Origin of the sequence: Microcoleus sp. Pol1C5, assembly GCF_036701115.1 — a bacterium.
Lineage (GTDB): Bacteria > Cyanobacteriota > Cyanobacteriia > Cyanobacteriales > Microcoleaceae > Microcoleus.
On the sequence record NZ_JAUBQE010000045.1, the window covers coordinates 45693 to 72245 of the forward strand.

29 protein-coding genes are annotated in these 26553 nt (G+C 46.1%); 21 read left to right on the forward strand and 8 right to left on the reverse strand.

The features are described 5' to 3' along the window. Positions 1-121 precede the first annotated feature (121 nt). The 12 genes from QUA23_RS22665 (at position 122) to QUA23_RS22715 (ending at position 9028) form a co-directional block, all read left to right on the forward strand. Positions 122-1030 (forward strand): DMT family transporter, encoded by a 909-nt coding sequence (locus QUA23_RS22665; protein WP_333078209.1) that lies wholly within the window; start codon positions 122-124, stop codon positions 1028-1030. Between the two features lie 152 nt (positions 1031-1182). After that, a complete protein-coding gene (locus QUA23_RS22670; RefSeq protein WP_333110526.1) occupies positions 1183-1614 on the forward strand; it encodes a pyridoxamine 5'-phosphate oxidase family protein in 432 nt (143 codons plus the stop codon). Between the two features lie 119 nt (positions 1615-1733). Next, positions 1734-2087: a DUF5335 family protein gene (locus QUA23_RS22675; RefSeq protein WP_333078211.1), complete on the forward strand. Its 354-nt coding sequence runs from the start codon at positions 1734-1736 to the stop codon at positions 2085-2087. Positions 2088-2195: 108 nt separating this feature from the next. Next, entirely contained in the window at positions 2196-2342 is a 147-nt protein-coding gene (locus QUA23_RS22680; RefSeq protein ID WP_333078234.1) for an SDR family NAD(P)-dependent oxidoreductase, read from the forward strand. Continuing rightward, positions 2330-2566 (forward strand): hypothetical protein, encoded by a 237-nt coding sequence (locus tag QUA23_RS22685; protein ID WP_333078212.1) that lies wholly within the window; start codon positions 2330-2332, stop codon positions 2564-2566. The genes QUA23_RS22680 and QUA23_RS22685 overlap by 13 nt, the downstream gene beginning before the upstream one ends. Positions 2567-2583: 17 nt before the next feature. Further along, positions 2584-3567 carry an aldo/keto reductase gene (locus QUA23_RS22690; RefSeq protein WP_333078213.1) on the forward strand — a complete coding sequence of 328 codons (984 nt, stop codon included), beginning with the start codon at positions 2584-2586 and terminating at the stop codon, positions 3565-3567. A gap of 331 nt (positions 3568-3898) precedes the next feature. After that, complete coding sequence (locus QUA23_RS22695; RefSeq protein ID WP_333078215.1) at positions 3899-4903, forward strand: NADP-dependent oxidoreductase; 1005 nt, start codon at positions 3899-3901, stop codon at positions 4901-4903. An 87-nt stretch (positions 4904-4990) separates the two neighbouring features. After that, the gene (locus QUA23_RS22700; protein ID WP_333078217.1) at positions 4991-5785 is read left to right on the forward strand and encodes an SDR family oxidoreductase; all 795 of its coding nucleotides are present in this window, start codon (positions 4991-4993) and stop codon (positions 5783-5785) included. An 825-nt stretch (positions 5786-6610) separates the two neighbouring features. Continuing rightward, positions 6611-6892 carry a hypothetical protein gene (locus tag QUA23_RS22705; RefSeq protein WP_333078218.1) on the forward strand — a complete coding sequence of 94 codons (282 nt, stop codon included), beginning with the start codon at positions 6611-6613 and terminating at the stop codon, positions 6890-6892. A gap of 702 nt (positions 6893-7594) precedes the next feature. Then, complete coding sequence (locus QUA23_RS22710; RefSeq protein WP_333078235.1) at positions 7595-8344, forward strand: HAMP domain-containing sensor histidine kinase; 750 nt, start codon at positions 7595-7597, stop codon at positions 8342-8344. Between the two features lie 84 nt (positions 8345-8428). Then, a complete protein-coding gene (locus tag QUA23_RS31140; protein ID WP_445243516.1) occupies positions 8429-8608 on the forward strand; it encodes a cation-transporting P-type ATPase in 180 nt (59 codons plus the stop codon). A 213-nt stretch (positions 8609-8821) separates the two neighbouring features. Continuing rightward, positions 8822-9028 (forward strand): hypothetical protein, encoded by a 207-nt coding sequence (locus QUA23_RS22715; RefSeq protein WP_333078219.1) that lies wholly within the window; start codon positions 8822-8824, stop codon positions 9026-9028. On the opposite strand, the gene QUA23_RS22720 is transcribed toward QUA23_RS22715, so the two are convergent. The 3 genes from QUA23_RS22720 to QUA23_RS22730 form a co-directional block, all read right to left on the reverse strand. Next, positions 9025-9624, reverse strand: a complete 600-nt coding sequence (locus tag QUA23_RS22720; protein WP_333078220.1) for an ankyrin repeat domain-containing protein — start codon at positions 9622-9624, stop codon at positions 9025-9027. The genes QUA23_RS22715 and QUA23_RS22720 overlap by 4 nt on opposite strands. Positions 9625-9686: 62 nt before the next feature. Then, entirely contained in the window at positions 9687-10286 is a 600-nt protein-coding gene (locus QUA23_RS22725) for a glutathione S-transferase family protein (RefSeq protein WP_333078221.1), read from the reverse strand. An 84-nt stretch (positions 10287-10370) separates the two neighbouring features. Further along, positions 10371-11333: a glycosyltransferase family 2 protein gene (locus QUA23_RS22730; RefSeq protein WP_333078222.1), complete on the reverse strand. Its 963-nt coding sequence runs from the start codon at positions 11331-11333 to the stop codon at positions 10371-10373. Positions 11334-11618: 285 nt separating this feature from the next. Here QUA23_RS22730 and QUA23_RS22735 point away from each other — a divergent pair, with 285 nt between their 5' ends. Continuing rightward, complete coding sequence (locus QUA23_RS22735) at positions 11619-12242, forward strand: TenA family protein (RefSeq protein WP_333078223.1); 624 nt, start codon at positions 11619-11621, stop codon at positions 12240-12242. Between the two features lie 710 nt (positions 12243-12952). Here the strand turns inward: QUA23_RS22735 and QUA23_RS22740 are convergent. Further along, positions 12953-14245 carry a pentapeptide repeat-containing protein gene (locus QUA23_RS22740; RefSeq protein WP_333078224.1) on the reverse strand — a complete coding sequence of 431 codons (1293 nt, stop codon included), beginning with the start codon at positions 14243-14245 and terminating at the stop codon, positions 12953-12955. Positions 14246-14365: 120 nt separating this feature from the next. On the opposite strand from QUA23_RS22740, the gene QUA23_RS22745 reads away from it, so the two are divergent. Continuing rightward, a complete protein-coding gene (locus QUA23_RS22745; protein WP_333078225.1) occupies positions 14366-14821 on the forward strand; it encodes an aspartyl protease in 456 nt (151 codons plus the stop codon). 237 nt (positions 14822-15058) lie between these two features. Here QUA23_RS22745 and QUA23_RS22750 read toward each other — a convergent pair whose 3' ends face one another. Continuing rightward, a complete protein-coding gene (locus tag QUA23_RS22750) occupies positions 15059-15571 on the reverse strand; it encodes a DUF1648 domain-containing protein (RefSeq protein WP_333078226.1) in 513 nt (170 codons plus the stop codon). 101 nt (positions 15572-15672) lie between these two features. Between QUA23_RS22750 and def the strand changes: the two genes are divergently transcribed. The 3 genes from def (at position 15673) to QUA23_RS22765 (ending at position 17948) form a co-directional block, all read left to right on the forward strand. Then, the gene (gene def / locus QUA23_RS22755; RefSeq protein WP_190659061.1) at positions 15673-16233 is read left to right on the forward strand and encodes a peptide deformylase; all 561 of its coding nucleotides are present in this window, start codon (positions 15673-15675) and stop codon (positions 16231-16233) included. Beyond that, complete coding sequence (locus tag QUA23_RS22760) at positions 16233-16433, forward strand: hypothetical protein (protein ID WP_199292547.1); 201 nt, start codon at positions 16233-16235, stop codon at positions 16431-16433. Before def ends, QUA23_RS22760 begins: the two co-directional genes overlap by 1 nt. A 177-nt stretch (positions 16434-16610) precedes the next feature. Beyond that, on the forward strand, positions 16611-17948 hold the full coding sequence (locus QUA23_RS22765; RefSeq protein ID WP_333078227.1) for a PrsW family glutamic-type intramembrane protease: 1338 nt from the start codon (positions 16611-16613) through the stop codon (positions 17946-17948). A gap of 36 nt (positions 17949-17984) precedes the next feature. Here QUA23_RS22765 and QUA23_RS22770 read toward each other — a convergent pair whose 3' ends face one another. After that, a complete protein-coding gene (locus QUA23_RS22770; RefSeq protein ID WP_333078228.1) occupies positions 17985-18602 on the reverse strand; it encodes a hypothetical protein in 618 nt (205 codons plus the stop codon). A gap of 175 nt (positions 18603-18777) precedes the next feature. Continuing rightward, positions 18778-18903 carry a hypothetical protein gene (locus QUA23_RS22775; protein WP_333078229.1) on the reverse strand — a complete coding sequence of 42 codons (126 nt, stop codon included), beginning with the start codon at positions 18901-18903 and terminating at the stop codon, positions 18778-18780. 224 nt (positions 18904-19127) lie between these two features. Here QUA23_RS22775 and QUA23_RS22780 point away from each other — a divergent pair, with 224 nt between their 5' ends. Next, positions 19128-20180, forward strand: coding sequence for a Gfo/Idh/MocA family protein (locus QUA23_RS22780; protein ID WP_015178266.1), 1053 nt, complete (start codon positions 19128-19130; stop codon positions 20178-20180). Positions 20181-20462: 282 nt separating this feature from the next. Here the strand turns inward: QUA23_RS22780 and QUA23_RS22785 are convergent, their stop codons facing one another. Then, entirely contained in the window at positions 20463-21449 is a 987-nt protein-coding gene (locus QUA23_RS22785) for a GDSL-type esterase/lipase family protein (RefSeq protein WP_333078230.1), read from the reverse strand. A gap of 410 nt (positions 21450-21859) precedes the next feature. Here QUA23_RS22785 and btpA point away from each other — a divergent pair, with 410 nt between their 5' ends. The 3 genes from btpA (at position 21860) to QUA23_RS22800 (ending at position 26480) form a co-directional block, all read left to right on the forward strand. After that, positions 21860-22747, forward strand: coding sequence for a photosystem I biogenesis protein BtpA (gene btpA / locus QUA23_RS22790; protein ID WP_333078231.1), 888 nt, complete (start codon positions 21860-21862; stop codon positions 22745-22747). 157 nt (positions 22748-22904) lie between these two features. Continuing rightward, positions 22905-23828, forward strand: a complete 924-nt coding sequence (locus QUA23_RS22795) for a vitamin K epoxide reductase family protein (protein WP_333078232.1) — start codon at positions 22905-22907, stop codon at positions 23826-23828. A gap of 516 nt (positions 23829-24344) precedes the next feature. Further along, a complete protein-coding gene (locus QUA23_RS22800) occupies positions 24345-26480 on the forward strand; it encodes a CHASE2 domain-containing protein (protein ID WP_445243517.1) in 2136 nt (711 codons plus the stop codon). The last annotated feature ends 73 nt before the right edge of the window (positions 26481-26553 follow it).

Consider the following 26553-nt stretch of genomic DNA (forward strand, 5'->3'; position numbering starts at 1 on the left):
AAAAGAGAAAAGTTGACAAATTATTGTAGCATTTGGGGTAAGAGCAGAATTGCTACGTTCAGAAGTAATATGGGTAAGGTGCGCCACTGATCGCCCTAAATTAATCAATATTGGAGACTCAATGAAATCCTACTGGAAAAATATTAACTTAAATTCGGAAACTATCGGCTTAATATACGGTTTTTTGGGCGTAGTTGGATTTAGCTTGACATTACCAGCAACCAGAGCCGCTGTGATAGATTTAGACCCGCTTTTTGTAGGTTTAGGACGCGGATTAGTAGCAGCTATACTAGCAGCATTTACTCTGCGGATAACGCATCAACCCATTCCATCAAAACAGCAACTTGGGAGTTTATTAGTTGTCGGATTGGGAGTTGTTTTGGGATTTCCGGTACTATCGGCTTGGGCAATGCAGCAAGTACCTGCGGCCCACGGTGCTGTGGTGTTGGGATTGTTGCCTTTAGCAACAGCGATAGCAGGGTTTTTGCGAGCTGGCGATCGCCCTGATTTCAGCTTTTGGATTGCTAGCATTGTCGGTAGTACAACCGTTGTTGTTTTTGGAATTATTAGTGGCGCTGGCCAGCTTCATCCCGCAGATTTAGCTTTGTTTGGATCTGTAATTGCTGCTGCTTTTGCCTATGGTGAAGGTGGGCGATTAGCTCCGATTTTAGGTGGATGGCAAGTGATTAGTTGGGCCTTGGTGATTGTAGCTCCTTTCGAGGTTTTGCCAACAATATTTGTGGTCTTAAAACAAGGGTTGATAGCTTCACCGATAGCCTGGCTCGGTTTTGCTTATGTAAGTGTTGTTAGTCAATTTATCGCATTTTTTGCCTGGTATCATGGTATGGCAATTGGTGGAGTTGCCCGGGTAGGCCAAATTCAGTTATTGCAACCATTTTTGACGCTCCTAGCTTCGGCAATTTTGCTTGGTGAAACTCTGGAGCCGATCGCCCTAGTCACGGCCTGTTTAGTTGTTGCTAGCGTAGCTGCGGGTAAAAAAGCATCAATTAAGCGGGCAGAAGATTTGTGAGGCGATCGCTTTCTCAACAGGCTGCTGACTCCGATCGTTGACTTTCACATATCGACTCCATCCAAGGACAGATGTAAAACCGGGACTATTTGTGTTCAATACTAGCAATCAACTGGATTTTTAAGAGAAAATTAATGTTAGATATCGATGAAATGAGTTCAAAAGAAATACACGAGCTGCTACACCAAGTAGGATACGGTCATCTGGGCTGCATACACGAAGGGAAACCCTACGTGATGCCAATGAATTATTATCTCGAAGATTCCGACATCTACCTGTTTACAACCGAAGGTATGAAGACTCATGATATCGACGCAAATCCCGAAATCTGTCTGCAGGTTGAAGAAATACACGATCCGCTTCATTGGCGCAGCGCGATCGTGAATGGTCGCGCTTCGCGTCTCACAGTTCAGGAAGACATCGATCGGGCAATGCACTCGATAAAAGAGCGCAATCCAACGCTCTCACCTGCTATCAATCGAACCTGGATTGATGCTCAGGGACGTTCAGAAACGATCGCAATTTACCGCATCGACGCGACTGAAATGAGCGGACGTACGACTGATGGAGTCAGCAGTCGGTAAGAACCGAGATACCTCAAACATTGAGAATGTTGAGGGAAACCCGATTCTCCTAGGTCGAGGCTTCACAATAATTAATCCATTGCTTTGATTCTTTTTACTATTTTTTCACAACGAATCTTATGACGAACAAAATTGACATCAACAAATCTGTGCCGCAGGAGCGATGGGGTGAATTTTTCGATCAGTTTTCAGATGGTAATCGCGGGCGGCATATTTCCATCGAAATCATCAATTCAGAACTCGGTCCTGCAGAACTGATTAAGAACGCACCATTGATGGCGGTGGTTTACGATCGCCCTGGAAAGGGAGATGATTTGGTGATTGAAGTGGGTAAAGATGTGGTGACTTATGCTCACACGATCGATTCACCAACTGAAATTTTAACGGGACAGGACTCAAACGGCGCGATCGTGGCGGTTCGGATTAGTGACGCTGCTGGGACACAAACATTGATCCAGCTACAAGCTAGTTGAGCTGGTGGAATAATGCTGAGTTTAGTTTATTTCAGTACCCAATGTATCAAGCCCCACACTCAACAACCCACAGAAGTGAATGTGTCTGAGATTTAAAACAAAGTAGCAATCTTCACCGGAGCTAGCAGTGGATTAGGTGAGGCGAGTGCGAGGCGACTCGCTGTTAGTGGAGCCAAACTAATGTTAGCTGCCCGCCGCGAAGATCGGCTCAAAGAACTGGTTGCCGCGATCGCCCAATCAGGGTGCTGTGGCTAGAGTCAAACGGCGAAATCCGTTCGACTAATATCTCACCAAGAGCCGTTGCCACTGAGTTGACTACCGCGATTAGCGATAAAGATACAGCACCGGGAATGAATGCTCTTTATGCGATCGCCGTTGATGCAGATGCCATTGCCCGTGCGATCGCCTGTGCCATTGAGCAGCCCGGTGATTTTGATGTGAATGAAATCATCATCGATCCGACACGTCAAGAACTTTAGACTAATAGGAAAACATCATGAAACAGCGAAAACTCGGCAATCAAGGATTAGTAGTCTCGGAACTAGGACTGGGCTGTATGGGTATGTCCGAGTTCTACGGCATAGCCGATGAATCAGAAGCGATCGCCACCATTCATCGCGCCTTAGAACTAGGCGTGACGTTGCTCGACACCGCTGATATGTATGGTGTCGGTCACAATGAGGAATTAGTCGGCAAAGCAATTAAAGGGCATCGCGATCGAGTCATCATCGCCACGAAGTTTGGCAATGTACGCGGTAGCGACGGCAGCTTTAAGGGCGTGAATGGCAAACCCGAATATGTCCGCTCTTGCTGTGATGCCAGTCTCAAGCGTCTGGGCGTAGATGCGATCGATCTTTACTACCAGCACCGAGTCGATCCAAACACTCCCATCGAAGAAACGGTAGGGGCAATGGCGCAGCTCGTCCAAGCCGGAAAAGTCCGCTACCTTGGGCTTTCCGAAGCCGCCAGCGACACCATCCGCCGCGCCCAAGCAGTGCATCCTATTTCCGCACTGCAGACTGAATATTCGCTGTGGAGTCGGGAGCCAGAATCCGAGATTTTGCCCACCTGCCGAGAGCTAGGGATTGGGTTTGTGCCTTATAGTCCTCTGGGGCGCGGGTTTCTCACAGGCAAAATCAAGAGCCTCGACACGTTATGTGAGGGAGACTATCGGGCCCAGGGATCTCCTCGCTTTCAAGTCGATAATCTCCAGCAAAATCTGGAGCTAGTCGAGCAGATTGAGCAGATGGCCGCGGCTAAGGGCATCAAAGCTGGACAGTTGGCCCTGGCTTGGGTTTTAGCGCAGGGCGAAGACATTGTGCCGATTCCAGGCACCAAACGCCGCACCTATTTAGAAGAAAACATTGCGGCGGCTGCTGTAACGCTGACTCAAGCAGAACTAGACCAGATCGCCAAAGCGCTGCCATTAGGAATTGCGGCGGGCGATCGCTACCCCGATATGAGCACCGTCAATCGTTAGGATTTGGTCAACTCGCCAAGTGGATGGGGAAGGCAGGTACGGGGGCACGACAAGAGTCAAAATCCTGGTTTTCCTGACAATGAAACAGCCCTCTTTGTAGGGGCGGTGCCCCCCGTACCCGCCCTCTAGGTTAGGCGGCTCTCCGGGTTAAAAACACGCCCTGGCCGCAGCAATCTCAATCTTTTTCGCTGCCTTTTTTATTAAGAAAACCAGAGGAATAGAACTTAAATAAATCTAATCTTTGGCCTCCATGCCTTTAGCAAATGTTAAAAACAACAGATAAAACTCAAGTCGAGCGATTTGTGAAAGCCTAATCAATAACGAGAAAATTATGACAAATACAATCAGCCGCGAAATTCAGCTAGTCTCCCGCCCCAAGGGGATGCCCACCGCCGATAATTTTACGATCGCACAAACAGAACTAAAGCCACTTCAAGAGGGGCAGGTGCTCGTTCGCAATCTCTACATTTCGGTAGATCCATATATGCGCGGTCGCATGAATGAGGGGAAATCCTATGTTCCCCCGTTCAAGTTAGGTAAAGCGCTAGAAGGCGGTGCTGTCGGCGAAGTCATCGAGTCGCGCGCCCAGGAATTAAAGCCGGGTGATGTTGTCACTTCCCAGTATGGCTGGCGAGAATACTTTATAGCTGCACCAAAAGATTTGCATCAGGTCAACCGCGAGATTCAACCGCTCTCAGTTTACCTCGGTGCCCTCGGCATGACGGGCATGACCGCTTGGGTTGGGTTGAATTTGGTAGAGGTCAAAGCCGGCGATGTTATTTTTGTTTCGGGAGCAGCAGGTGCGGTGGGAAATGTCGCCGGACAACTAGCGAAATTGCGCGGATGTCATGTCATCGGGTCAGCAGGTTCAGGGTCGAAGGTCAAGTTTCTGCTGGAAGAATGCGGATTCGATCGCGCCTTCGATTACAAGGTCGGCCCCGTCCTCGAACAACTCAATCGGGCAGCACCGGACGGAATTGATGTTTATTTCGATAACGTAGGAGGCGAAACCCTAGAAGCGGCGCTCTCGGCGTTGCGCGTGTACGGCCGAATTATCGCTTGTGGGGGCATCTCCGGTTACAACGAGGAAAAGCCCCAGCCCGGCCCTTCCAATCTATTTAATATGGTTACCAAACGGTTGACGATGAAAGGGCTAATCGTTAGGGATTGGCTCGATCGCCAGAGTGATTTTGAACAGGAAGTGGGCGGCTATTTCCAAGCTGGCAAACTGAAGAACAAGGAAACAGTGGTGACAGGAATCGAGGGAGCGGTGGGTGCATTCATAGGTCTTTTTGAAGGCACAAATGTGGGTAAAATGGTGGTAAAATTGGATTAGGTTGCGACTAATTGAGTCGGCACTTGCTTGATGATTTGAGCAAGTTGAAACCCTAGATCGCTTATACATTATTTGGTTTAAGAAAGTATGGATCTCCAACTATCCGATAAAGTTGCACTCGTCAGCGGTTCAACCGCCGGAATTGGACTAGCGATCGCCACGACACTTGCCCAGGAAGGAGCAACTGTCATTGTCAATGGCAGAACGCAAGAGCGCGTAAACGATGCTCTCGATATCCTTCAGCAAAGTGTCCCGAATGCCAAACTTCAGGGAATTGCTGCCGATTTGGGAACGCAAGCAGGAGTTGAATTATTGCTTCAACAAGTGCCAGAAGTCAACATTTTGGTCAACAACTTGGGAATTTATGGCTCTCAAGCATTTGAAGATATCTCCGATGAGGAATGGATGAACATTCTGGAAGTAAACGTTATGAGCGGTGTTCGGCTCTCGCGCCATTACTTACCGCTGATGCTAAAAAAAGATTGGGGACGAATTATTTTCATCTCTAGTGAATCTGCCTTGAATATTCCCGTCGAAATGATTCACTATGGCGTTACCAAGACAGCACAAGTGGCGTTGAGTCGCGGTTTAGCTGAAACAACCGCAGGCAGCCGTGTCACGGTTAATACACTATTGGCAGGGCCAACCCGTTCCGAAGGAGTGGAAACTTTTATCGAAGGACTTGCTAAGGATCAAAATATTTCACCCGAACAAGTTGAAAAAGAATTTTTTACCAAGACTCGTCCATCTTCACTGATTCAGCGATTTGCTACAACGTCTGAAGTTGCTGCATTAGTTGCATTTGTTGCTAGTCCTGTAGCTTCTGCAATTAATGGGGCCGCCTTGCGAGTCGAGGGTGGATTGGTGCGATCGATTGTTTAATAACACGACTTACGCAAGTGGTACATATAAATAAGCTGTTCTGCATTTAAACGATGCTATCCCAGCGACCTCTCCGGCTGGCAATGCAAAGGTTTCACGATTTCGCAATAGCTAATTTAGATACAGAACAGCTTAGTAGGGTGCCCCGGAACATAAAACCCTCGATATTCGTTGTAGAATTTCGTCTGACGCACCCTACAAGTCAAATCCGGCTAAGTCGAGGAGTTTCTTCGGGGGAGTTGAGGTCATAGCCAGTGAGCTAATCTGTATAACATCCTGATTAGGGGTATTGTACAGAAGATTTCCGTCTAATATTCCTGTGGCAAAAATTATTCGGAACAATTCTTAAAAAAATCCTTATTTGGGATGTTATATAGAAACTTTCTGTATAATTCTTCATAGTTAGACATCCTTCTAATTTTAAATATCGATGTGAAACGTCAGATTTAACAAGTATTGAAAAACTTAAGCTAAAAAATTACTCGAAATGGAAAGCGATTATGTGCTTGATTTTTCAATACTCATATTGCTGTTCATGATTCACTTATCTCTGTCCAATTATAGATTTGATTTTAATCAAAACTGTTCCAATCGATAGAGGATATTTAAAATATTTAATCCTAATATAAAAAATATCCAAAAATTAATAAGAATGAGCCAAGCGATGTGAGAAAAACAGCTAGATAAATTCTAAGCTCATGTGGTGGCTAATCAATCTTTTTTCTTTGGAAGGGTCTAATTATGCCTCGGATTCGTTATCAAGAAATAGTTGTGTAAGCCCTTGAACTCAATTCATACCTTTTATTACATCTACAGGAGAAACTCATGGAAAATACAGAAAGTACATTGTTCGATCGCACATTCCGGGACAGCGAAGGCCAAATTGTTATAGCTCAGCCGCCAAATCTACCGCTGATTGTCGGGATTGTAGCTAGTTTATTAAAGCTCATTGTTACAACAGGGCAAATTAATTTAGCGTTGGATATAGTAGCTTTTGGCTCTTTGTTTACTTGGGCTTGGGAAGAATTATTTCAAGGCGTCAATTACTTTCGTAGAGCCTTAGGTCTGATTGCGCTTGTTGGTCTAATTGCGTGGAAACTTCAATAAGTAGGTAAACATCAATAAATCCTATCGACCGTGACCTTACCTCAAAAATCTACGCAAACTCTTCTTTTGTTATTGGCACGATCGCTCAAGTTTCAGAGGTACAGACTACCTCGGGCTGAGGCGATGAGCTTGACTCCCTAGCATTCTCTGCTTTTTCTTGAATACCGCAATTGTAGCGATGAGTATTAATATCATTGCGGGTTTAATTCAGTAATTAGCGCAGATTTCACCTTTAGAAAGTACCCCCCAGAAGCCGAGTTTCTTGCTGAAACCCGGCTTCTGTGTCCTTCGCATTACCTCAAAATAGCTGTATAATGAGCTCTCAACAGGGACTCATCCAGAAAATCAGAATCGATGTCCAACCAAGCGTCTGACCGTCTTAAACAAAATTCTGAAACAATTATGCGGATCTGGGAGAAACGGGCGCGGGATGAAATCGGTGCATCAACGCATCAAACTTCTCTTGTCTGGCAAGATTCCCTACCTCTGTAGTTAAACCAACTGGTAGATAAACTTTCAAACAGAATTGTCAGGACACCTGCCCGAATCACAGCCGACGAGGTAGAAAGCACCCGGATTGGCAAGCTGCACGGGCATGAACGGGCGGGGTATGCTGACTACTCTATCAGTCAACTCATTTTCGAGTATCACCTCCTCCGTCAAGTAATATTTCAAGTTTTAGAAGAAGAAGCACCTTTGGAAGTGCGCGATCGAGACATTATTATCGGCTCCATTGAGCAAGCCGTTAATGACGCGGCCACTCAATTCTCCGAAACGCTGCGAGATATTCAAGAACTATTTATGGTGACGCTAACTCACGACCTCAGAAATCCCATCAATATCGTAAAAATGGGAACTCAACTAATTCTGCGGCGGCTGGAACGAGGAGATACCCACACGGATGTGGCCGCGAGGATGCTCAATGCGATTAATCGGCTGGATTCGATGATTCAAAATCTGCTTGATGCGAGTCGGCTGCGGGCAGGGCAGAGCTTAAAGATGGAATTTGTAGAATGCAATTTTGAGATGCTAGTCCAAGAGGTAGTAGAAGATTTGAGCTTCGCCTATGGAGAGCGGTTTATTGTCGTCTCTGATTCTGATATCAGGGCTTTTTGCAGCCGTAAAGAAATACGGCGGGTGATTGAAAATTTAGCAATTAACGCTGTGAAATATGGTGCGCCTGGTACGCCGATTACACTCACACTCCAGCAAACCCAAACGCAGATCGGCCTTACTATTCATAATGAAGGCGATCCGATCGCCCTAGACGCTCAATCCATCCTCTTTCAACAATTTCGTCGAACCATTTCTGCCCAGGAGCAAACCGGCTGGGGATTAGGATTATTTTTAGCAAAAAATATTACTGAGGCGCATCAAGGAACACTGGCGGTTGAAAGTGCAGAGGGCAAGGGGACAAGCTTTATTATCAACTTACCTAAGGTTCTTCTTTAGTTAGAGGCATTAAGACTAAGAATAAAAATAGGATATAAAATAATTAATTCACAGTCAACATTTCGGAGCTAACCCACAGAGCAGGTGCTTCAGCAGACGCACTCTACAACCGCAGAATTAAGCCGTCATGATGCGAAACAAAGCCTGAGCGAGTACGGCGCAAACAGCCTCAAACAAAAACACAAATCGACCGCATTGATACTGTTGCTTAATCAGTTCAAGACTCCGATTATCTTGATTCTGATTGTGGTGGCGATGCTATAGATTTTTCTTCAAGATGCGGCAGATGCCATATTTTGGGACACTCAGCCCGATTTCTACAAAGCTTGTTTGTGCAACGCACAGTTGCGTTTGGCCAATGGCTTTGTCGCTGAAGCTGTTTATGGAAAAAGAAAGATTTTTGGGCAGTCGGAAAACATTTTTACCATCTACGGAGCAGAATAAACGCTGTTTTTTACTCCAGAATCCGGTCAATTAATGCAGGGAAAAAATTGGCACACTATCAAAGTAGGAACGCGGCGCGGCTTGTTTGCTCAAGACACGGATATGGTGTTGAAATATTTGTCAACCTGTACGCATTTGTACGTGGATAACGCCAGTAGTTTGTACGCTTTGAAGGTGGCAGATGCTGCGAGGCGATCGAGCGAAACCGGACAAAATGTAGCTGTTAGTAATTTCGTTTAAAATGGAATTCCCTCATCAATATAGGGAAATTTGGCATTTGTTAGCGGATATAAGTAGTTGAACACATCCTGATGACTGTTTTCAGAAGCTTTCCTTAAAGCAGTATTTTTATACTCATCAACCGCATTTACATTTGCACCAGCTTCAACCAGAAGTTGCACAACATCAAGATCCCCGGATAGCGCTGCTATCATTAAAGGAGTGAAACCAATTTCATCTGTTGAATTCACATCAGCACCTGCGTTAATTAATATATTAGTAACATTTATATGACCTTGACTTACAGCACGATCTAATGGACTTTGTATACCTCCAGCATTAAAATCAGCTCCAGCCCGCAGTAACAGTTGTACCGCTTCTATGTTACCTAGTTCAGCAGCCATTCCTAATGGCGTTGCAGGTTGATGGTCGAATTGCTGTAAATTTGCTCCTGCTTCGATAAGAATTTTGATAATTTCAAAGTGACCCAAAAACACTGCTTCGGTTAGTGGGGTTGAACCTTCTTTACAGTTCAATTGGTTGACATCAATCCCATTTTCAATAAGTTCTTGTATCCGCGAAAAATCACAAGCAGCAATTGCTTCATGGAGTCTCATATCTCCCTGATTTGATTCGTAATTAAATTGAAACTTGATTGTAATTCACACATTGAGGTTTGTTAAGACGCTATGCTAATATATCGAGGCTGATTCTTGACGCGATCGATCCAAGTTTGAATTGCCGGGAATCTGGTTAAATCAAATCCGCCTTCGTCAGCAACGTGAGTATAAGCAAATAAACCGATATCAGCAATAGTATAGCGATCGCCCGCAAAAAACTCATTTTCTGCTAAATGCTGTTCCATCACCCCCAAAGCAGCATAACCCGGTGCTTGTTTTTGTTGAAGTGCTTCCTGATATTCTTCTGCTTTCCCTGTCATATACCAAAAACGAGAAGTAGCAATAAAAGGTTCGTGACTGTACTGTTCAAAAAATAACCACTGCATGACTTGAGCGCGTTCAAATTTATCCGTGGGAAAAAACTCAGTTTCTTCGCTCAAGTAAAACATAATCGCATTCGATTCAAATAGAAATTTACCCGGTTCGATTTCTAACACCGGAATGCGGCCATTGGGATTTTTGACCAAAAATTCAGGTGTGCGGCTTTTTCCTTCGAGAATATTAATTTCTGTGCGATCGAAGGGAATATTAAGCTGAGTTAAGAGCAAGCGAACTTTATAGCAATTGCCCGAGGGCGAATACTCGTAAAGTTTAAACATCAGTCTTGAGAAGATTTTACGATCTTAAATTATCTCATAAATTCGATAATTGAGGCACGATGAGTTAACAGTTGTTTGCTAAAATTATTTTGGCGATCGGTGTCGATCACTAAAACCAGCCACTTCTGCCAAAGTATAAAGCGGCCGGCCCTTCACCTCCTCGTAAATACGCCCTATATACTGGCCCAAAATCCCAATACTAACCAACTGCACCGCACCCAAAAAGAAAACCGCCATCATCACAATTGTCAAACCTGTTAAGGCAGAACTTGGATAAAAAATCCGCCAATACAAAATCAAAAAAGCCATTAACACAGATACAAATGCCGCAAATAACCCCATATAAATCGAAAGTCGGAGGGGAACTTTGGAAAAAGATACTAAACCATTCATCGCCAAACTCAAAGATTTTCTGAATGTATACTTGACCTCCCCAGCAAAACGCGGATCGCGTTCAAACTTAACCGCCGTTTGTTTAAAACCAATCCAAGCGCGCAGTCCCCGAATGTAGCGGTTGCGTTCAGGCATCGCATTTAGCACGTCCACCACGCACCTATCCATCAAACAAAAATCTCCGGTATCTATGGGAATATCAACATCCGCAAGATGCCGCAAAATGCGATAATACATATAAGCTGGCAACCGCTTAAACCAACCTTCTTGACGGCGTTGAGTGCGCTGAGCGTAAACAACTTGATAGCCCTGCCGCCACTGTTGTACCATATCTATAATTAGCTCTGGCGGGTCTTGCAAATCGCCGTCCATGATGACGACAACTTGACCTCTAGAAAAGTTTAAACCAGCAGTTACAGCTATTTGATGACCGAAATTGCGGGCAAAACTGAGGTAACAAATTCGCGAGTCTTTTTCGTGCAATTCTCGCAAAAGTTCGAGAGAGCGATCGCGGCTGCCATCATTGATTAAAATTAATTCTACTGCGCCGTCCATTCGATCCATCACGGCACTAATTCGCCGATAAAGTTCAGCGAGATTTTCTTCTTCGTTATAGATAGGTATTACCAAGGAATACTTAGGTGTATCGTTCATTGCAGTTTCTGTTTAAAAATCGGCTTTTCAACCGTTCAATCAAAAGTTTCTTTTTCGCCAAACACCCTGGCTGCTTCACGAGAGAGGTTCGGCACGTAATTTCGCTCTTTTAGGCAGACAACAGCAGCCCACAACATAGCCGCATACCAAAACTTATCTATTTTCTTAAATACGAAAAATAAAAGATACCATAAAAGTGACACACGCCAAGCAAAAACATCTGTTATTATAGATGTTTAGTCAGACTATAAAAATTACAATCATAACCCCTAGATTCAAAATGGCATGACAAATTCCAATTATCTTTGGCAAGCAAATCAAGACTTAAGCGAAGCTTGTCTGCAACATCCCTTTGTCAGAGGCATTGCTGACGGCAGCCTCCCCCAAAATAGTTTTGCATATTACGTTGCACAAGACGCATTTTTTCTGGGAGCCTTCGCTCGCGCTTACAGTATCGCTGCGGCAAAAGCACCCGACTGGGAGGGGTTTGAAATCCTCCACAATCTCGGTAGCGGCGTTTTAGAAGAACTTCGTTTGCATCAAGGATATGCAGCCAAATGGGGGGTAAACTTGCAAGAGGCAAAACCGGGAATCGCTACCCGCCGCTACACAGATTTTTTATTAGCGACAGCCTGGGGGAGTAGTGTAGGTTTGACAGTAGCCGCCATGACTCCTTGCTTGCGGTTGTATGCTTTTTTGGGACAGCAGCTAGCTAAACCTAATATACCGGAACACGCCTTTAGCGACTGGATTTCCACCTATAGCAGCTCGGATTTTGAGATTTTAGCAAAACGGCTGGAAAGTTTGGTCGATCGCTACGCAGAGGCTGGGCCAGAGGTAGAAGCAACCTATCGCTACGCTATGCTATGCGAAAGAGACTTTTTTCAGGCAGCTTGGGAAATAGAGTAAATTAAGTTTATGCAAAAGATATGGAGAAGTGTCTTAAGCGACCTACACCCTCGCAGCAAATTTCACAGTCATGTACAGCAGAAATGTAGCAAATAATTTCATAACACCATATCCCCAACAAGGCGGATTAATCAACACCAAACCGAGTGCTATTGAAAGCTCGACAATACCGTAAGCTTAGGGGTGAAATGATTGCCTATCAACGGAATTTATGAGTAGCGTTAAAGATCCAAAACCGAAATATCCGACTGTAATGCTCAGCCTATTTCACAAATACAACAAATAGCAACTGCCCTAAATTATGGCAACTTTACTAATAGCTTAAATCTGCCACTAATATACTAAAAAGCTCCCAAATATTAATTATTAGCCCTGCTACTTCACTTGCATTCCCAGAGTTGTGAAGCCGCGCATTAGCAAAAGTAACAGCGGCTAAAAAGCCATAGAATGCTGCTGCCCATCATCTGCATAGCTGTTACCTAAATTAGTGCTTTCTAGGTGCCATTTATCGTCCCCTAAAAAAGCACCTAGCAGCAACAAAAATTAACCCGTCCCGGCTTTTGGAGCGCTCCAGGCGCGGAATTACTTCTAGCCTTAAATCCTTATTTGTCAGGGCTAAAAGAGCGCAAGACTGTAGATTTAAAATTAAAGTATAGTCCGCTGCCAAGCGATCGCCAAATATATACCTAAGTACAGCCGTACTGCTAATTTTAACGTCCGAGTTTATTGGGAATCCCTTCGCAGCCGCCGGGAATAGTCTCTCTCGACTTCGAGCCGCACCAAGCGCAGCAGTAATAGCGCTGCTCCTCCGACAGCCGCTTGACACCGGTGAAATCAACACGTTCCACCACAGCGCCGGTATGTTCGCCCGTTTGATAGTTGGGAAATTCGGTACGGCTGCGAGGGGATGCAGTTTGTGCCGAGCCGTAGAATAATGCGGCCGCTCTCATGTCGGCGCGAGCGAGATTGGCGTCGTACAAGACAGCGCGCGAGAGGTTGGCTTTCACTAAATCGCACTTGCTGAGATTGGCGCGGACGAGGTTGGCTTCACTCAAATCCGTCCACCGCAAATCGGTGCCAGCCAGGTCAGCACCCGCTAACATGACATTGAGATCGATAACGCGGATACCGTGATCTCTGTCTTCAGCGTAGCCGCCGTCGCCGTCAAGGATGGGGCGGCCTAAAAGCCGATCGCGCTTCAGAGGAGTAACCAATCTCGACTGCGACAAAAACCGCAGAATTTTAGCTTTACCTTCAGCATCTACACTGCTCATAATCGCAGCGGTGCGGCCTTCTGCGATCGCCCTTTCCTGCGGCCAGTCTTCCAAAAACCCTTGTTCGTCAAGGGCTAAGTCGGAAACCCCTTGAAAATAAGCATCGATCGTTTGCTGCTGCGTAATTCGATTTTGCTGAATCGTCAAATCTTTCGAGATCACGTACTGCCGCCAAGCCACGTAAACGCCCAAAATAGCGATCAAAATTTGGCCCAAAGCGCCGATCAACTCGCCGAGAGCGCCGATGGCGTCCCAGTTGATTTGGATGTTGCGGCTTCCCGGTTCAGTATTACTACCGCTGAGCATCAGCAAGCCAACAATCCCAGCTAAAAGCCCGAAGCAGGCGACGATCAGAGTGCGCCAAGTCGGCGGAATTACCTGCGCCCAGATTTTGCCCCAACTCGGCCACATCAGCCGCAGCGATAGGCCGATCGCACCTACGGCGCCAATTAAGCCCAGCCAAATGTTGTCATTTGCGAGCCCAAAAATCATCGCTGCGATCAACCCCAGCGTCACCACCGACCCCGACTTCTCAGCAGTCGTTTGTTCCGGCTGCGGCGGCAAAAAAACCTTGCGAGTTGGAGGCGGCGGCACCGGTTTTTCCGGTTCAGCAGTAACGACGATTGTCCCTGATTCTGGTGGCACAGTAGAGCTCGCACCGTTCTGACTTTCTACAGTCACGTTAGACTCAGGGCGATTGGGTTGAGAAGAGTTGTTTTCTGGTGTCATGCGTTGAGGCAAATTCTAATTTTAGCCGGTCATTAAAACGATTTTAACTAACTTTCGCAGGATTATAGATAGCATTACAATAGAAACATCCACTAATTACACTCAAACAGGTAACATATTATGACCCTGGTACTCCCCAATCTACAAGAAAAACAAATGGGTCAAGTAATCACGACAATCACCGTCACCAATCGCATCGATCTAGTTATGGCTGAACGGGGATTCATTGGTGCTGAGGAAGTTCGCTGTGTTACCCTCGATAACGTTGTTGTCGATACCGGAGCGACACTACTTTCCTTGCCAGCTCCTATTATTAGCCAACTAGGTTTAAAACAAGTAGGAGAAAGAGATGTAGAAACATCGGCTGGCATCAAAAAAGGTAGAATTTTTGCAGACGCTCAAATTATTGTAGAGGGGAGAGAGGGCAGATTTGATTGTTTAGAATTGCCCGAAGGCGTTTCTGCTGTTTTGTTGGGCGTGATTCCCATGGAAGAACTAGGCTTAGAACCAGATTTAAAAAATCGACAGTTGCGAGTATTGCCGATGAACAATAAGCAAACATATCTGATGGGTTAGTCGATGGCATTTACCGTAGCACAAACCTCTCGCGTGTGATTACTATCATGTCCCCTCAATTACCCGCCCTCAAAAAACTTTGTACTGAGGACTAAACTACTCATAAAATTTACATGACTTTAGTCCTAAATACCAACTAATTTATTATTTATACAGGATAATATTACTTACAGTTAAAAATATCATACCAAAAAACTTTATTTTTGGGTATGATGTAAGAAGTTTTTTGCCCTACATCTAGCGAGCAGAATAAGCCTTGAGCAAATACACGCCAACCGTTCCAAATATCAAAACAAGGAACCCCAAAATCAACTCCACACTAAACCTTTGACCATTGCCCAAAGCGACAAGAATTTGCTGTCGCACCACAAACGCCAACAGCCAGCAAATCTCCGCCTTCAGCCAAGCCAAAAGGCCTCTGCCCAACAGATATTGCCGATGAGCGTTCTCAGAAGTAATCGGTACCGGATAATTAAAAGTATGGGGATAGCGCGAAACCGCAGTTAAAACGGCAAAAATAATGACAGCAACCGCGGGCATGAGCCAAATCGTCACCTTGTCGCCCCAAGCATCAGCCAGCCCCCCCAAGCCGAAATGTATCGGAATTCGATCGGGCAAAACGGCCCAAAACTTGACGATGAGCAAAACAGCCAGCAAAAGCGCGATCGCACCTAAAAGCTCTACCACCACTAAAACAGGCGAAAGCCCCAGAGAAATAACCGGCCGTTGGTTTGGTGCGTTTCCAGTCATGGCTACTTAAAATTAGATTAATATTGAAAATAATAGTATTGGTTCCAATTTCATTCCCCAACAGCTTTAGTTGGGGGTTTCCAAACATCCCGCGAGGTTCTATGACGGCTCAGGTCTTGATTGAAAAGAAAAAGTTAGAAAAACCGCCCCTAACAATACACACATTAGGCGATCGCGTCCTGCGGCAGCCAGCCAAGCGCGTCAAAAGCGTCGATGCAGAAATTCGGCAGCTAGTCCGAGAAATGCTGCAAACCATGTACAGTGCCGACGGTATCGGTTTGGCAGCCCCCCAAGTCGGAGTCCACAAACAAGTAATTGTCCTCGACTGTGACCCGGAAAACCCCGCCACACCCCCAATTGTTTTGATCAACCCCACCATCAAAAGTAGCAGCGGCGATATCTGCATCTTGCAAGAAGGGTGTTTGAGCATTCCGGGAGTTTATTTAGAAGTCAAACGCCCAGAAGTCATTGAAGTCTCCTACCGCGACGAATACGGCCGCCCACAAACCCTGATAGCAACAGAGTTACTGTCGAGGGCAATTCAGCACGAAATGGATCACCTCAACGGAGTGCTGTTTGTAGACAGAGTAGAAAACAAGCTGGCACTGAATGAAGCATTAGTCAAGCATAAATTTTCCCCAAAGGCAGTAAAATCAGTATGATGGCAGGAACTCCGAAAAGTGGTTTACTCTTAGCTCTTTCGTGCATCACTGCGATCGCGGCAGTCGGCTCGATCTTTGAGCTGTCATCAGGAGAAGCTCAACTTGGCAATTTAGTCACGGGCATCATCCTCGCCCTGAGCGTACCGCTAACTGGCATATTTTTCTATGCAGCCGTTCAGGATGCCAGGGCAAATCTATAAGCAGAGTGATTAGTCATTAGTCATTAGTCAGCAGTTATTAGTAATTAGTAATTAGTAATTAGTCAGCAGCTAACAACCAATAACTGTGGAATAAAGACTGCTCAAAAATAACATCAGCTAACAGCTCGCGAGCTCATGACCAATGACTAATGACTAATGACTAATGACTTATAACTCATGACTAATGAAATCGGATTTCTGCGACAAGTGCCAGCCAAAGATGCTGCGGGAACCCCAGCGTCCAAGTACCAACTTTCTGAAGAAGGGGAATTGCTCATCGGACGCGATCGCAATTGTCAAATAGCTTTAGAGTCGATCGGTCACGGCATGGTTTCCCGTCGCCATGCCACGATCCGTCCCCTAACTCAGGGTACTTTGACGAGATGGGAAATTTGCGACCTCAACAGCGCTAACGGAACTTATATCAACGGAAAAAAGCTCTCTGGCTGCCAAACTTTAGAAACAGGCGATCGCATCAGTCTCGGCCTTGACGGCCCTGAATTTATATTTGAATCTCCCGTAACCCCTTACCAAAATCAACCCGGATTCCCTGCACCCCAAACGGGCAATTTTGCTGGTAGCGAAAAAGATGCTCTCACTTTAACTCAATTATTCCCCATCGCCTCCACTGGCAAACAATTAAGCCAAAAAGCTTACTTATATCCAGGTATTGCCACAGTTATTGTTGTCGTGTCGATGTTTGTCGCCGTTGGCAATTCTGCAGCGTTCAACTTGCTGCTTTCAGCTTACCTCGCCGGTGCGGCTTACTACTTTATGTATCAACTGTGCGGCAAACACAAACCGTGGTGGGTATTGCTTGGTTCGGCTTTAGCTACTGTCCTGATTGTGATCAGCCCCCTATTGATTGGATTTATATTAGTATTTAGAGAAATTTTGCCCGGTCGCCTGCCAGCCGAAGGCGAAGCAATCAGTTTTTTGCCTTTTTTGACCAGAATGTTTTTCGGGGCGGGTTTGATGGAAGAATTGCTGAAAGCCCTGCCCGTTTTGGGAGCGATGTTGCTGGGAAATTGGCTGCGAAATCCGTGGCGCGATCGCATTGGTGTTTGGGAACCTTTAGACGGAATTCTGTTAGGAAGTGCTTCGGCAGTCGGCTTTACACTGTTAGAAACTCTGGGGCAGTACGTTCCCAATGTCATCCAAAATGTCACCCTGCAAGCAGGGCCGGAAGCCGGACAATTAGTAGGATTGCAGTTGCTAATTCCCCGCATTTTGGGTTCCGCCGCCGGACACATGGCTTACAGCGGCTATTTGGGATATTTTATCGGTTTGAGCGCCCTCAAACCTAGGAAGCGCTGGCAAATTTTGGGCGTAGGCTATTTCAGTGCTTCCGCACTTCACGCTTTGTGGAATGCGTCGGGAGCCGTCAGCGTACTTTTGCTGGCGTTGGTAGGAGTTTTGTCCTATGCGTTTTTGGTAGCTGCGATTTTGAAAGCTAGAGCTCTGTCTCCCAATCGAGAGCAAAATTTTGCAACTCGAATATTCTTTGAAAAGTGACTTCTGAGTGCTTAATTGTGGAGGTGCGATCGCACGTCAAGCTGCCATTTTTTTCTTTTGTTTTAACCAGCTTAAACCTGCCAATGCTAAAGCTGTGTCCCCAACGGCGATCGGTTCGGGAATTTGTTCGGCTGCAGTATCCACTAGGGTATAATAAACCTCGTCATAGTTGAAGATACGTCTATCGATATCTTGATATGGATAATAAATGACCTCCCTATACCCAGTTACTACAGATACCGACGTAGTAGGACCCGTCGGGTAGGGAAAGATAGACCAAAATACCCTGTAGTCTAGCTTGTTGATTTCGTCGAATTCTACGATCGCCTGGTCATAGCCGGATGTGCTCAGTCCGCGGAACTCCCCTTGATAAAATCCAACACTAGCCCCTGCCAAATCGTAGTATTCTTTGGCTCCCGCGACGCCAAGAGTGTAGTCGTACAATCTTCCCTCGGAAACGGCAATTGATTCATATCCTATCCCTGTAAGGGAGGAGTTATTCACCTTGAAAAAACTCAAATTGCTATGGTTAACATTGTAGGTGAGTACGGCGGCTTGTGCTTGGTCTACTCCTACCAATGACACCGCTGAAAACAAACTTAAAATTGTGCTAGCGATCGCACTTCCTAATCTGTGCCTTTGTTTTTGATTCATTGTTTTCTTTATTAGGTTTTACGTAAGTGTAATTTATTTGAGTGAGCGATCGCCCGTAATTATCCGCATTCTTAACGTCATTTTTTTATAATTCAAAGATTGCCAAATGTAAATAACTGAAGTAATACGAATGCGGCATTTGTAATATTTGTATAATTTTTTATGATTTTCACTATTACTTTTGAACCGAAACCAGAAAAATGTTTGCTAGTAATCGCCAAATATTCCGACGGGTTTGTGTTGTGGCGATGCTGCGGACGATCGTCCCCGATCGTGCTGCATAGTTAATTAATTTTGTCAATACGCAATTTCCAGAAATTTTACCCCAGTATTCTGCCCTTGTGTATAAGTAGCTTCTGTTTGAGTGCCTGTTGATTGCCTGACGCTATAATCCTAAAACTGAACTTAGAAATTCTTCACAAATAGTTTGACTGTGGTACTATCTGGATGGCTGTGAGTAGCTGAGGGAAGCCAAGGGGCTTGATTCCTGTGGTGGTGGAGGAGAATCCAGGAGTGCTAGATAGGATGTCATTGGGATACGCAAACGTTTTCGCCCAGCGAAGTCAACCCGAACCCCTCCGCATTGGGGTGATTGGGGTTGGCAATATGGGCCAGCATCACACGCGAGTTCTGAGCTTGCTAAAAGATATCGAACTCGTGGGTGTTGCAGACATAAATGTAGAGCGGGGAATAGATGTAGCAAGCAAATACCGGGTTCGCTTCTTTGAAGACTACCGAGATTTGCTCGCCCACGTAGATGCAGTTTGCGTCGCCGTTCCAACTCGCCTGCATCACCCTGTGGGGATGTCTTGTCTCCAAGCGGGTGTTCACGTTTTAATTGAAAAGCCGATCGCGGCTAGCATTGCCGAAGCCGAATCTTTGGTCAACGCGGCTGCTGAGGCCCACCGGATTTTACAAGTGGGTCACATCGAGCGCTTCAATCCAGCTTTTCAGGAACTCGGCAAAGTGCTGAAAACTGAAGAGTTACTGGCATTGGAAGCTCACCGGATGAGTCCCTATTCCCAGCGGGCTAACGACGTATCGGTAGTTTTGGATTTAATGATCCACGACATCGACTTGCTCCTGGAATTGGCAGATTCCCAAGTGGTGAAGCTGACGGCCAGCGGCAGCAGGGCCTCAGATTCAGGTTATTTAGACTACGTGACAGCGACGTTGAACTTTGCTAACGGCATTGTCGCCACCCTGACTGCCAGTAAGGTGACGCACCGCAAACTCCGTTCAATCGTGGCTCACTGCAAAAATTCTCTGACAGAGGCAGATTTTCTCAACAACGAAATCTTGATTCACCGACAAACAACCGCCAATTACGTGACGGATTACGGTCAGGTGCTTTACCGTCAAGATGGGTTGATCGAGAAAGTTTACACCAGCAATATTGAACCGCTCCACGCAGAATTGGAGCATTTTATTAATTGCGTGCGGGGTGGAAATCAGCCTTCTGTGGGAGGAGAACAAGCTCTCAAAGCTCTGCGGCTTGCGAGTTCGATCGAGCAAATGGCTCTCGACGGTCAAGCTTGGTATCCGAAAGAGCTAGAGTCTACTTTGCAGGTTAGCTAAATCGAGACAAATCGTGTCGTTTCCGGGTGCTTTTACAGTTTGGGTTTGTTGTTCGTTGAAGAGGGTAACTGTTCCCATGCAACCGGATTCGATGTCAGTCGATTTGAGATTGGGCTATTCGGCGTGAGAAGTTCGGCGAGTGCGAGCGTCGAGTTGCGCTGAGTCGAACGATTTTAGATCTTAGATTGACTCTGCAGATGAATGTGGGGGCTTGAACTAAGGTTTAAACTTTTTTGCCCTCGACAACAGGAGTCGTGGGCAAGTATCCGTCTTTAGGTGAAGTCACGATTTATGCCAAAAAAGAGCGACTATTTGACGGCTGATGGTTTTGCTAACTAGCTGATTTCCTTGAGGACTGAGGTGAATGCTGTCTCGATACAAAGTTGGAAATTCGGCCGCACAATTGAAAATGGGAAGAAAATCTATGTAAGTAATTTTCTCTGTTTCTACGAGTTCGGCGAGACGCGCTCTAGCTTTGACTTCCCAGTCGCGAGGGCCCGGGCCGCCGAGTTCGCCCCGCTTCGGCGTGACAGCTAGCAAAAACTCGACGTTGGCGGATACAGCTATTTTCTGGATTTGGCGAATAGCTTCTAAGTTGGAGCCTACTACATCGCTGCTTGTGGCTGCGGGTGCTGCCAATTGGGGAGTCGGCGCTCCCGGTAGTAGGTAGCGGCTCAATAACTCTAGCGTAGCCGATCGGGGTTTGCGATCTGGGTAAGATCGATCGCGCCCCACAACCAGAGAACAGGGAGCCGACGCAAACAAATCGTCCGTATTGAGCAGCAAAACCAAAGCCTTTGCCCCAAAAACACCGAACCGCTGGGCGTAAGCAAGTTGATTCCTCGGTCCCCAAGAATTGGCTGAGGCGTTTAAAACTTCAAAATCTGAATAGTTGACTTGTGGACCTAATTGTGTATGGTTCGCCAGATTCTGTACTAGCAGTCTCAAATTCCGAGCCATAATTTCCGAGATCGTATCTGTCTGATGTGTCCACCAACCGCCGTTGGCGACAGAATCTCCCAACAGCAAGAGGCGCAGAGTTTCTGGAGGGGCTATCGGGGCGATCGCTCCACTACGCATCGAATACTCGTTAATCTCAATCCGGTTGCCCAAGCGGCGCACCTTCTGGTTGGGCGCCAACAAATAGCCGCACTCGGCATCGGCAATGTAAATCAAAGGATTACCAAAACCCAGCAGCAGCCGCAGCAGCACTTCGATTGCTGCCGATAATCCTGCGGTGACAGCCAAAATTATCAGAAAAACTTTCACCACTTAACCTCGTCGATAGAGAAGGAAAAACCCCTGCCGACACCAAGGTATAAAAAAGAATGCAACTGCAGTCAAGCTCTCAACCCCGATTGTAGTCAGTCGATTTTAGATTAAAGATTAAAGCATTGACTCCAAAGATGAATCTGGGAGATCTCGCTAAAATCTAAACTTTTTTGCTTTCCAAGGCTCCTGTCTAGAAGCAAGTATCCGTCTTTAAGTGAGGTGAGTAGGTCGCCTTTGTAAAATCTAAAATCTAAAATCTAAAATCTAAACTGTTATGGCTGCGGGGTTTGAGCAACTTGGCGACCCGATTAAGTCAACCGAATCGCCCCCGTGGATATAGAATTCTAGAATATACCGTCAAAATCCGCCGTCAGCCGTCAGTGAACTTGGTGGTTTCAGGAAAATCCGTGGACTTAAAACAAATATTCAAAACGCCGAATCCCATAATCGGTGTCGTACATTTACAGCCTTTGCCAACTTCTCCCCGCTGGGGCGGAAACCTCAAAGCTATTATCGGAAGAGCCGAGCAAGAGGCTACAGCGCTGGCTTCTGGTGGCGCAAACGGTATCATTGTCGAGAATTTTTTCGACGCTCCTTTTGCCAAAGACAGCGTAGATCCGGCTGTGGTAAGTGCCATGACTCTGGTAGTCGAGAGGCTAACAAATCTCGTGACGCTGCCGATCGGCGTTAACGTGCTGCGAAACGACGCCCAAAGCGCGATCGCCATCGCCTCCTGCACAGGAGCTCAATTCATCCGCGTCAACGTCCTCAACGGCATCATGGCTACAGACCAAGGCTTAATTGAAGGCCAAGCTCACCAGCTACTGCGCTACCGCCGGGAATTGGGCAGCGATGTCAAAATATTAGCAGACGTGTTAGTCAAGCACGGGCGCCCCCTAGGCAGCCCCAACTTGACCACAGCCGTTCAAGAGACGATCGGGCGCGCTTTAGCCGACGCCGTGATCCTTTCTGGCTGGACAACTGGCAGCCCTCCCAATCTCGAAGACTTAGAACTCGCGAGTGCAGCAGCGGCGGGAATTCCAGTTTTCATCGGCAGCGGCGCCTCCTGGGAAAACATTTCCACCCTCATGCAGGCCGCTGACGGCGTAATCGTATCGAGTTCCCTGAAGCGAAACGGCCGCATCGAGCAGCCCATCGATCCGATCCGCGTCAGTCAGTTTGTAGAAGCCGCCCGCCGCAGCTTGTCACAGAAAGAGCGCGAACAGGAAAACAGAGACGCTAATGGCTCAAGAGGGCCCACACCGGAACCGGGCAAACTCACAAGTAAAACGTAAAATGGGAATTGTTGACTGTTGACTGTTGGCAGTAAGTCATTTGGCAGTTGGCAGTAGTCAGTAGTCAGTAGTTATCAGTCATTAGTTAACAATTAACAGTCATCAGTCAACAGTCAACAGTCAAAAATTCCCAATTCCCAAATTACCAAATCAAAAAATGATTCGCCGACGTTCAACTCCTTGGATTCATCGCTGGTCTAGGACTCTGATGGCAGCGATCGCAGCCATAGGCGTCGTAGAAACGGCCTATCTCACGATCGCTAAATTCACGACTGGCTCGGTCATTTGTCCCACCAGCGGCTGCGACAAAGTTCTCAACAGTCCCTACGCTACAGTCTTTGGTACAGTGCCTTTAAGTTTGTTAGGCTGTCTGGCTTACCTGAGCATAGCAATCCTGGCATGGGCTCCCAAAGCTGTAAATCCCGACACCAAGAAAGGACTGCACTCTCAACTAGAAAACAAAACTTGGCAAGCGCTATTTATCATCACCGCTGCGATGGTAATTTTCAGCAGCTATTTGGTGTATTTGATGGCTTTTGAAATTCAGGAAGTGTGCATTTACTGCATCACTTCTGCCTTATTTTCGCTGTCGCTGTTTGTGCTGGTGCTAGTCGGGCGCGAGTGGGAAGATATCGGACAGTTGGTGTTTACAGGCATTTTGGTGGCAATGGTGAGTTCGATCGGTGCCTTGGGACTTTATAACAGCGTCAACTCACCTGCTCCTACTGTCTCTACCCCCGGAATTTTACCCCCTGCAGTCACTACAACCTCCGGCCCGGCACAAATTGCTTTGGCCCGCCACCTCCGACAAATTGGCGCTAAAGAGTACGGCGCTTATTGGTGTCCCCACTGCCACGACCAAAAAATGCTGTTCGGCAAAGAAGCAGCCAAAATAATTGATTATTTTGAATGTGATCCCAGGGGGCAAAATTCCCGTGCTGAAATTTGCCAAGCTGCTGCTGCGAATGTTAAAGGTTTCCCGACATGGGAGATTAATGGTCAGTTTTATTCGGGGACGCAATCTTTGAATAAACTCGCTGATTTATCGGGTTACACCGGTCCGCGCAACTTTCAAAACTAACAGGAAACGTGGAGATTTTAGATAACAGATTTTAGATTGATGGGTAGGAAATATCCTGGTTTTTAACTTAGTTTATTCTTGGCTAGTGCTGCGAAATCAATCTAAAATTTGGCATCTATCTATAATCAATAAAAATATAGTAAAAATTAGTAACAAAAAAAATTAAACAAGTTGTGGTTTTCTAGTATTTAGATCAGTAAATAACTACTAAAAATTTTACATAAAAATGCAAGAAACCGGGTTTCTGCTTCCAGAATGATTTTTGAAATGACATATTTTGGTTGCAAAACCCGGTTTCTGCTCTTGCAGCCCGATCGCACCCAAAAACCAAAAAATTGGATAATCTAAAATCTAAAATCGACTCGCCCGCACCGAAAAACCAAAAAATTGGATAATCTAAAATCTAAAATATAAAATCGACTCGCCCACACCGAAAAACTAAAAAATTGGATAATCTAAAATCTAAAATATAAAATCGACTCGGAGATGTAAAACCTATAGGTAGTAGTAGTTTAGATGCTCACAGGGCGAGGCCCAAATCCCCAAAATATGCTAAAAACTATCAAAAAATGGGTCGATAGAGAACGCCGAGTATTGATTACTGCAAGTGCCGTTGCTAGTACGGTCATTGTAATGCGCTGGTTCGGATTTTTTCAGGTGTGGGAATGGGCTGCTTTCGACCACTTTGTGCGCTGGCGGCCGGCCGAACCCATTGACTCGCGAATCGTCATTGTAGAAATTAAGGAAGCTGACTTGCAAAAATACGGCTACCCAATTTCGGATGCTGTCTTGGCCCAACTGCTGCAAAAATTGCACGCTGGCAAGCCACGGGCGATCGGCCTCGACGTTTACCGAGATTTGCCAACTCAACCGGGTAACGCAGACTTGCTCAAAACTTTTAAAACTATTCCCAACTTAATCGGCATTGAGTTGATGCCAGACGAAACCAGGCTCGGAGTTCGCCCGCCTCAGGTACTTGACAAGCTCGATCGAATTGGTTTCAACAATGTTGTCATCGACGCTGACTCAAAAGTGCGGCGAACTTTGCTCTATGCTTGGCCCGGAGACGGCAAAACTCATCAAAGTTTCGCACTCCGACTGGCTTTGCTTTACCTCAAAAGCGAAGGAATTTCCCCTCAACCAGCAAGAATCAATCCTAAATACTTGCAGTTAGGCAAGGGGGTTTTTCGGTCTTTTCAACCGAATGATGGTGCTTACGTTCGATCGGACAGCCGTGGCTATCAAATTTTGACCAACCTGCGCGGCCCGCGAGGCAGTTTTCGCACTGCATCGATGAGTGATTTGCTCTCTGGCACAGTACCTGCTGATTTTGTACGATCGCGCGTTGTCTTGATCGGCTCAAATGCCCCCAGCCTCAGAGACTTTTACCAAAATGCTTACAGTTCCGGTTGGTTTGGTCCTCCCCAACAAATACCGGGAGTCGAGCTTCAGGCTCATTTCTTGAGCCAAATTTTGAGTGCGGCCCTCGACGGGCGCGGGGGTATCAATGTCTGGCCAGAGGCTGCGGAGTTGCTGTGGATTTTACTGTGGTCTTGGGCCGGAGCAAAGGTGAGTTGGAATTTGCGATCGGTTGGTCGATCGGCTTACTGTTTATTAAGTATCTGTCTAGGTCTGAGTGCGACTTTATACTTAGTATTCTTAGCAGGTTGGTGGCTACCGTTAATTCCTCCAATCCTCAGTCTTGTGGGTTCTGGCGCAGCAGTTGTGGGTTATCTGGCTCACTTGCAAGAAGAATTAAAACGGTCTAAAGAATTTTTACAATCGCTAATCGATACAATTCCAGACCCCATTTTTGTCAAAGATCGAACTCACCGCTGCGTAGTTTTGAATCAGGCATATTGTCGGTTTATTGGCTATCCTTTAGAAATTTTAACTTGCCGAACTGATTACGATTTATTTCCCCACGCCGAAGCCGAGATATTTTGGCAGCAAAACGAATTAGTATTTCAAAATCATCAGCCGCGAGAAAATGAAGAATATTTTACTGACGCTCACGGAATTACGCATTTGATTGCGACTAAAAGATCCCTACATAAAGATGCTGCAGGCAACCTATTTTTAGTCGGAGCAATCAGAGATATTACCGAGCGCCAACTTCGGGCAAATGCCCTCGAACAAAAAAATGCTGAGCTCAGCCACCAAGCTTATCACGATGCTCTTACCGGCTTGCCAAACCGCCAAATGTTCTACGAATGCTTGCATAAGTCTCTAGAAATAGCCTCCAGCACTCAGGAATTGGTAGCTTTACTCTTTTTAGATTTAGATGGCTTTAAGTCAATCAACGACACTCTTGGACACAATGTGGGCGATTTACTCTTAAAAACAGTTGCCAGTCGGCTCAAAAAATGCTTGCGTGGCAGCGATACAATCTCGCGGTTGGGCGGCGATGAGTTCACAGTCATTTTGCCTGCAATTCCCGGTCGAGAAGAAGCTGCGAAAGTAGCGGAAAAAATTTGCGACGCCATCATGCAGCCTTTTATTTTAGAAGAACATACAATTTCTGTAACTACAAGTATTGGCATTAGTTTATATCCCATTGACGGTCAAGAACCCGAAATTTTAGTCAAGAATGCCGATGTTGCGATGTATCGTGCTAAGAAACGCGGGAAAAATCAATATCAATTTTATTAATTAGGGCTTGCTGAATAATTAGCTAAAAGGTTTATACAGCAAGGCTTAGGGGATAGGGCGATCGAACAGATCG